Origin of the sequence: Microbacterium sp., assembly GCF_031180975.1 — a bacterium.
Taxonomy (GTDB): Bacteria; Actinomycetota; Actinomycetes; order Actinomycetales; family Microbacteriaceae; genus Microbacterium.
In genome coordinates this window covers 21511-29859 of sequence record NZ_JAPSLI010000014.1, presented here as the reverse complement: position 1 = coordinate 29859, position 8349 = coordinate 21511, and the positions used below count along the sequence as shown (strand labels likewise).

Genomic DNA, 8349 nt, shown 5'->3' with positions numbered 1-8349 from the left:
AAACAACGTGCCGAGTTCGTCGGAGGCTTCACGACTATGGATCGTGAACCATACCGATCCCCGTTCTACCGCGAAATCACGCGGCTAATACGAGAACCCGTCCACACTTTCTTGCCGATAACCCCCGGCCGGTGCTGCCGCGGGCTCCCAGCATGGAACCCTGAGTCCGGTCCAGAGCCCTTCCCACCTGACTTACCCTCCCATCGGGACGCGCGTCTGTCATCTCAGACAAGTTCTGCCTGAAACGCCCTTCGCAGACCCGGCGATGGGTTTTCATCTATGGAGGCTGTCCGGCCGGAAGGCGCCGCGGTCCGATCGCGCCGATCCCACCGGCCCATCCCCCTTTCGAAGGAGAACCGTGAGCACCACCGAGCCCACAGGGAGCCTGCGTCGCGGGCTCACCGCCCGTCACATCCAGTTCATGGCGCTCGGCTCGGCGATCGGTACCGGGTTGTTCTACGGCTCGTCGGCAGCCATCCAGACCGCAGGGCCCGCCGTCCTCCTCGCCTACATGCTCGGCGGCGCGGTGATCTTTCTCGTCATGCGCGCCCTCGGCGAGATGGCCGTGCGGCACCCGGTGGCAGGGTCGTTCGGACAGTACGCGTCGCGCTACGTCGGGCCCTTCGCCGGGTTCCTCACCGGTTGGACTTACACCTTCGAGATGTTCGTCGTCGCGCTCGCCGACGTCACCGCGTTCGGCGTGTACATGGGCTTCTGGTTCCCGGAGGTGGAGCGCTGGGTGTGGATCCTGGCCGTCGTCTTCGTGATCGCCGCGGTCAACCTCGCCAGCGTCAAGGTGTTCGGCGAGCTCGAGTTCTGGTTCGCGCTGATCAAGATCATCGCCATCGTCGCCATGATCGTCGGCGGCATCGCCATCATCGTGTTCGGCTTCGCCAACCCCACTGGTCATGAGACCGGAGCGGCGAACCTCGTCGCCGAGGGCGGCTTCGCGCCGAACGGCCTGTGGGGCGTGCTCGCCTCGCTCACCATCGTGATGTTCGCCTTCGGCGGCACCGAGGTGATCGGCATCACGGCGGGTGAGGCCGAGAACCCGAAGAAGGTGCTGCCCCGCGCGATCAACTCGGTGCCCGTGCGCATCCTGCTCTTCTACGTCCTGGCGCTCACCGTGATCATGATGATCCAGCCCTGGAACACCATCGACGGCGAGGCCAGCCCGTTCGTGTCCATCTTCAGCGGCCTGGGTCTCGCCGGCGCCGCGAACATCCTGAACGTGGTGGTGATCACCGCGGCGCTGTCGGCGATCAACGCCGATATCTTCGCCGCCGGCCGCATGCTGCACGGCCTTGCCGAGCAGGGTCAGGCGCCGCGCGCGTTCGCCCGCACCACGAAGTCGGGCGTGCCGTTCCTGACGGTGTTGACGATGGTCGGCGCGCTGCTGATCGGCGTGCTGCTGAACGTCTGGTTCCACGACCAGATCTTCTTCCTCATCGCGGCCCTCGCGACCTTCGCGACGGTCGTGGTGTGGCTGATGATCCTCATCTCGCACGCCAGGATGAAGGCCGAGATCAAGCGCCGCGACAGCCTGCCCTCCGAGTTCCCCGCCCCGTTCTGGCCGGTCGGCAACTATCTCGCGATGGGCGTGATCGGGCTCGTCATCGTGCTCATCGGCGTCATTCCCGACAGCCGCGCCGCACTGGTCGTCGGTGCGATCTGGATCGCCGTGCTCGCGATCGTCTACTTCGGGTTCGTGCGCGGCGCGGGCAGGCGGCGCATGGAGCTCGTCGACGTGACCGCCGCCATCCCGGTGATCCCGGTCACGGCCGCCATCCCCGTCGCCGCGCAGGACGGGCCGGCAGCCGTCGACGAGTCCGAGGCGGCCGGCGACTCCGACGACGAGTTCGAACGGGCCGGCGAGTCCCGCTGACACGGCGCCGGGGCTCCGCCCGTCCCCGCAGCATGGGACCCTAAGTCCGGTCCAGAGCGCTTCCCACCGGAGTTACGCTCCCACGCCGGCGCCGGCACACGCAGGAATGCCGGCCGCCGAAGGGGCGACCGGCATTCCGTCAGCGCGTCTCGCGCCTCGAGGTCACTCGGTGGACTGACCGGAGATCGCGAGGAGCTTCTCGATGGCGGCCGTGAGCTTCTTGTCCTCGGCGGCGAACTTCTCCAGGTCGCCCGCCTTCAGCGCGGCCTCGCGGGCGGCGAGCGCCGCGCGCGCCTCCTCGAGCGCCTGCTTCTCGGCATCCGCCGGCTCGGGCGGCGTCTCACCGCCGCCGTCTCCCGGCGTGCCGCCCTGATCGGGTTCCGTCGGCTCCACGTCGCCATCGCCGGCCGCCGCGCCGTCGTCGCCGCCGAACAGCACGTCCAGCGCCTCGGTGAGGGTGTCCTCGAACGCGACGCGGTCGCCGAATGCGACCAGGACCTTGCGGAGGTTGGGCAGCTTCGTGCCCTCGGACGACTGCACGAACACCGGCTGCACGTACAGCAGTCCGCCGCCGACCGGCAGCGTGAGCAGGTTGCCGTACTTCACGTCCGACTTGCCGAGCGAAAGGACGTTCAGCTGGTCGGCGATGGTGGTGTCCGAGTCGAAGGTGTTCTGCACCTGACCGGGGCCGGGGACGGTCGTCGCCGTGTCGATCTCGAGCAGCCGCAGCTTGCCGTAGCCTTCCGCCTTCTTGCCCGCCTCGGATCCGGCATCCGAATCCACCGCCAGGTACCCCATCAGCACCTCACGGCTTTCGCCCTGCTGCGCGGCGGGGATGAACGTGGAGAACATCGAGAAGCGCGGCGAGTCCTGCCCCGGCATCTTCATCGACAGGTAGTACGGCGGCTGCAGCTGGTCCTTGGCGCGCGGGTCGTCCGGCGTCTGCCAGCGGTTGTCCTCCTGCGCGAACGAACGCGCATCGTCGATGTGATACACCCCGAGAATCGAGCGCTGCACCTTGAACAGGTCCGTCGGGTAGCGCACGTGGCTCATCAGGTCGCCCGACATCTTGCTGATCGGCTCGACGGTCGAGGGGTACACCTTCTGCCACGCCTTCAGGATCGGGTCCTCGGCGTCCCACGCGTACAGCTTCACCGAGCCGTCGTACGCGTCGACGGTCGCCTTCACCGAGTTGCGGATGTAGTTGATGTTGTCGAACGCGACGGCCGAGGCCGGGGTGCGCGAGTCCGCGATCGCGTCGCGCAGGCTGACCGTCGTCGAGTACGGGTAGGTCGAGCTCGTGGTGAAGCCGTCCACGATCCACACGATCCGGCCGTCCACCACGCTCGGGTAGGCGTCCTGGTCGAGCGTCAGGTACGGCGCCACCTTCGACACGCGGGTGCGCGGGTCGCGGTCGTACAGGATCTGCGACTCCGAGTTGACCAGGTTCGAGAACAGGATCTGCTCGGACTGGAACTTCAGCGCGTACAGCAGCTTCGTGAACGTGTTGCCGATGCGCGGACCGCCGTCGCCCGTGAAGGTCGTCTTGGTGTCGCTCGCGCCGTCCTGACCGCGCGGGTAGTCGATCTCGACCGGCTCGGTGCCCTCGGGGGCGCCGACGATCGAGTACTCCGGCGAGGACTCCCCGAAGTACACGCGCGGCTCGAACTTCTCGCTCTCGGTCAGGAATCCGGATGACGGGATGCCGCGCTCGAGGAACACCGGCTCACCGTCGCTGGTGCGCTGGTTGCCGGCGAGCGCGACGAGGCCGTAGCCGTGCGTGTACACCGCGACGCGGTTGTTCCAGCTGTCACCGCCGCCGAGCTTCGTCATGTCGAGATCGCGCACGGACACCACGGTGTCCTGCATCTTGCCGTCGATCTCGTAGCGGTCCACGTCCAGCTCCTGGGTGAACTGGTAGTAGGAGCGGTACTGCTCGAGCTGGCGGACGGTCGGGCTGATGATGGCCGGGTCCATGATGCGGACGGATGCCGTGGTCTCGGCGTCCTCGCGCAGCTGCCCGGGTTCGGTGTCGGTGGCGGCCTTGAACGGCGTCACCTCCATGTCGGCGACGCCGTACGCCTCCTTGGTGCTCTCGATGTTGCGGTCGTAGAACGGAGCCTGATAGGCGTTCTCGTTCGGCTTCACCTGGAAGGTGGTGACCACCCACGGGTAGCCGACGCCCACGACCAGCGAGGCGACGATCAACAGTGCGGTCGCGGCCAGCGGGAAGCGCCAACGGCCGATGACCGCCGTCACGAAGAACAGCACCGCCACCACGGCGGCGAGGATCGAGAGGATCGCGAGGCCCGGGATCGTGGCGTTCACGCCGGTGTACGCCGCACCGGTGATTCGGCCCTCGGGCGACACCAAGGTCAGGTAGCGGTCCAGCCACAGGCTGACGGCCTGCGCGGCGAGGTACAGCCCGGCGAGCACGGCGAGCTGGATGCGCGCCGGCTTCGAGATGCGCAGCTCACGCTGCCCGATCCGCACCGACCCGTACAGGTACGACACCAGCGCGGTGATGATCAGGCACAGCAGGAGCACGGCGCTGACGAAGGCCAGCACCACCTGGTAGAACGGCATCGCGAACAGGTAGAACCCGGTGTCCACGCCGAACTCCGGGTCGACGGTGTCGGTGGTGACGCCGTTGGCCCACAGCCACACGACCTCCCAGTTACCCGCGGCGGCGAATCCGGCGAAGACGCCGAAGAACACCGGCATCCCCCACATCGCGAGGCGCCGCAGCGGCTCGATGACCTCCTGGTACCGGTCCAGCTGCGAGCTGAGCCGCACGTACACCGGCCGCAGGCGGTAGGCGAGCTGGATGCAGACGAAGATCGGGACGGCCATGCCGAGGAATCCGATCGCGAACATCGTCGCGGTGGCGATCCACTGGGTGGTCAGCACCGTCGCGAACTTCAGCTGATCGAACCAGAGGTATTCGGTGTAGAGCGACGCGAAAACGAAGAAGGCCGCGATCAGGGCGGCGATGATCGCCACCGAGATCGCGAGGATTCGACGGGAGGCGCGAGGCGTGGCCGGATTCGGCGCTGAGGTCGTGGTCACCCTTCCATCCTAGGCAGGCATGCTGTGGACGGGCCGCGACGTCCGCTGCGGGCGGAAGTCGCTCACCGGCGGGAACGCGCGGGCGTCAGCCGGCCGCGCTGCAGGTGGGCAGCTCGGACGTGTCGCCGTCCTCGGCGATGGTCTCCAGGATCTCCAACGACTCGCTCAGCGTGTCGGTGCTGAACACCTCGAGGCCGTCCGGCACGTGCCCGACGACCTCGTTGCAGTTGCCGCGCGGGGCCAGGAAGTACTCCGCCCCGGCATCCTTCGCGCCGTACAGCTTCTGGCGGATGCCGCCGATCGTGCCGACGGTGCCGGCGGCGTCGATCGTGCCGGTACCGGCGACCTTCTCGCCGCCGTTCAGCTCGCCGGGCGTGAGGGTGTCGATGATCCCGAGGGCGAACATCATCCCGGCGCTGGGGCCGCCGACGTTGTCGAGCTGCAGTGTGACGTCCACCGGGAAGTCGTAGTCGGTGGCGAGCGTGACGCCGATCAGCCAGACGGTCTCGCCCGCGGCATCCTGCGCCTTCTCGGGGGTGATCTCGACGGTGCGGGTGCCGTTCCCGTTCTCGACCGTGAGCTCGACCGCGTCCCCCTCGCCCTTCTGGATCGTCTCGCGCAGCGTGGAGACGGCATCGACGGGTACGCCGTCGGCCGCCAGGATCGTGTCGCCCTCGGCGAGCACGCCGTCGGCGGGGGAATCCTTCACGGCCTCGACGACCTGGACGCGCGCGCCCACGTCGTAACCCAGCTCCTTCAGCGCCGCGGCCGTCGCCTCGTGCTGCGAATCCACCATCAGGGCGGCGTTGCGCTCGTCGCGCTGCTCGGTGGTGACGCCCTCGGGGAACACCGTGTCGATCGGCACGACCGCCTTCGTCCTGTCCACCCACGCCATCGCCAGTTCGAACCAGCTCGGGGTGCGCTGGCGGTTGCCGATGACCTGCACCGTGGTAAGATCGAGCGCCCCACCGGTCGGGTAGGTCTCGGCGCCCTCGATGTGGATCAGCGGCACGGCCTCCCCGTCGGCGTTTCGAGCGGAACCCAGGGTGTCGTAGACCGGGCCGGGGCGCTGGATCACGTACTGCGTGGGTATGAACGTCAGTCCCACCAGCGCGACGAGCGAGATGCTCAGGCTGGTCACCCCGGCGACGACCCGCGGACTGCGGCGTTGGGACACGGGAGACCTCCGGGGCGTTCGCGGGCGGCGTACTGAGGATCCGAAGGCTTCGGGGACGAGCACAGGATCGTGTGACTAGCGTAGAACGCACACGCTACGGGCACGCTGAGAGGTGCGATCGCATGGCTGATGACGAACAGAACCCGTCGGACTTCGAGGAGTTCCTGCGGCGCATGATGGCCGGAGGCGAGTTCGACGCGGATGCCATGCGCGAGGCGCTCTCCGGCATGGGCGTCATCGATCCGGCGATGATGGCCGGTTTCATGTCGCAGGTGCAGGGCGTGCTCGGCGGAGACCCGTGGGAGAGCGCGAAGCGCCAGGCGCTGCACATCGCGAACCGCGACGGTCAGGGCATCACCGACGGCTCCCGTTCTTCGCTGCAGGACGCATTCGCGTTGGCGAACCTGTGGCTGAGCGAGGCCACCACGATCTCCGAGCTCGCCGCTCCCCCGCAGCCGATGACCCGTGGCGAATGGGTCGAGAAGACGCTGCCGGTGTGGCAGGAGATCGCCGCGCCGGTGTCGACGAGCATCGCCGACGCGCTGACCGGGGCGCTGCAGACCCAGGTGCCCGAGGAGATGCAGGGGTTGGTGCAGGGCGCGGGCCAGCTCATGCGCAGCCTCGGCGGGTCGCTGTTCGCAGCGCAGTTCGGCCAGGTGCTCGGCAACCTGTCGCGCGAGGTCGTCTCCGGGGGCGACGTGGGCATCCCGGTGCTGCCGGCCGGCACGGCCGCGGTGATCCCGCAGAACATCTCCGCGTTCGGCGAGGGGCTGGAGATCCCGGAGGACCAGATCGCGCTGTACCTGGCGGTGCGAGAGCTGGCGTACGCGCGGCTGTACCGGCACGCCAAGTGGCTGCACCTGCACGTGCTGTCGCAGATCACCGACTTCGCCCGCGGAGTGACCGTCGACGTCGAGGCCCTCGAGGACGTCGCCAGCCGGCTGGACCCGTCCGACCCGGAGGAGTTGCGCGCAGCGATCGAGGGCGGTGCGCTGCTTCCCGAGCAGACCGAAGCGCAGCGTGAGGCGCTGACCCGGTTGGAGAACCTGGTCGCCACGGTGGACGGCTGGGTCGACGTGGTCACCAACCATGCGATCGCCCGCCTGCCCGACGGCCCTCGCATCGCCGAGGCCGCGCGCCGCCGCCGCGCCGTCGGCGGCCCCGCCGAGGACGCGCTCGGCGCCCTGGTCGGATTGAAGCTCCGCCCGCGCCGGTTGCGTGAGGCGTCGGCGATGTGGGAGGCGGTGACGGATGCCGTCGGCGTGGCCGCCCGCGACTCGCTGTGGGACTACCCGGATCTGATGCCGCAGGCCGAGGACATCGACGACCCGGCCCGGCTGATCGGCCGGCTGCAGGCCGCGGCGCGCGGGGAGACACCGGCCGCGGACGAGTTCGACGAGGCCCTCGCTCGACTGCTGGAGGGGGACGACTTCGGCGGCTCCGGGTCGGAGAGCGACGATTCCGGCACCGCGAGCGACGATTCCCGCTCTGCGGAGGGCGACCGCGGCACGGATGCCGGTGACCCGGGCCCCCGCCCCGACGCGGCGCCGGATGACGAGGCGAACCCGGACGACCGACCGGAGGGCGATCGCCCGGTGTGACCGGGCGCGTGATCGCGGGAGCGTGATCGCGGGCAGGGTGCGCACGCACCGACACCCCGACTTGCCGCCGACACCCCGGCGTGCGGACGCACGCAACCCGGAGTCTCGACGGGTACCCGGGGTGTCAGCGCCGAAGCACGACGGACGACCGGCCACCGGGCGAGCCCGCAGTGCGATCCCCGGCGGCGCGAGCACCCGCACCCCGGCCTGCCGCCGACACCCCGGCGTGCAGACGCACGCAACCCGGGGTATCGACGCGTACCCGGGGTGTCAGCGCCGAAGCACGACGGACGACCGGCCACCGGGCGAGCCCGCGGTGCGATCCCCGGCGGCGCGAGCACCGACACCCCGGCGTGCCGCCCACACCCCGGCCTGCGGACGCACGCAACCCGGGGTGTCGACGCGTACCCGGGGTCTCGGCGCCGACGCACGACGGAGGGCCCGCGCAGGCGCGTGGGGGCGCTCACACGCGGCATCCGATCCTCCTCCACATCTCGCCCGCCGCGCCGGATTGTCCACGGATGGTCCGATCCCACCCCGCGGCGGAAGCCGGCGCACCACAATCGGGGCATGAGCCCGCTCACGCCGCAGACGATCACACGCCTGGACCCCCGCTA

4 protein-coding genes are annotated in these 8349 nt (G+C 69.4%); 2 read left to right on the top strand and 2 right to left on the bottom strand.

The genetic code is table 11. The annotated features are described in order from the left end of the window. The first annotated feature begins 421 nt into the window (after nt 1-421). Complete coding sequence (locus tag RIF65_RS14980; protein ID WP_309067057.1) at nt 422-1885, top strand: amino acid permease; 1464 nt, start codon at nt 422-424, stop codon at nt 1883-1885. A gap of 162 nt (nt 1886-2047) precedes the next feature. On the opposite strand, the gene RIF65_RS14975 is transcribed toward RIF65_RS14980, so the two are convergent. After that, nucleotides 2048-4954 carry a UPF0182 family membrane protein gene (locus tag RIF65_RS14975; RefSeq protein ID WP_309067040.1) on the bottom strand — a complete coding sequence of 969 codons (2907 nt, stop codon included), beginning with the start codon at nt 4952-4954 and terminating at the stop codon, nt 2048-2050. 85 nt (nt 4955-5039) lie between these two features. Next, the gene (locus RIF65_RS14970) at nt 5040-6131 is read right to left on the bottom strand and encodes a YlbL family protein (RefSeq protein WP_309067041.1); all 1092 of its coding nucleotides are present in this window, start codon (nt 6129-6131) and stop codon (nt 5040-5042) included. A gap of 122 nt (nt 6132-6253) precedes the next feature. On the opposite strand from RIF65_RS14970, the gene RIF65_RS14965 reads away from it, so the two are divergent. Next, a complete protein-coding gene (locus RIF65_RS14965) occupies nt 6254-7732 on the top strand; it encodes a zinc-dependent metalloprotease (protein ID WP_309067042.1) in 1479 nt (492 codons plus the stop codon). Nucleotides 7733-8349 lie beyond the last annotated feature (617 nt).

Excerpts from the sequence above, each read along its gene's own strand:
- RIF65_RS14965 (WP_309067042.1), top strand. The coding sequence starts at position 6,254 with ATGGCTGATGACGAACAGAACCCGTCGGACTTCGAGGAGTTCCTGCGG.
- RIF65_RS14980 (WP_309067057.1), top strand. The coding sequence starts at position 422 with ATGGCGCTCGGCTCGGCGATCGGTACCGGGTTGTTCTACGGCTCGTCG.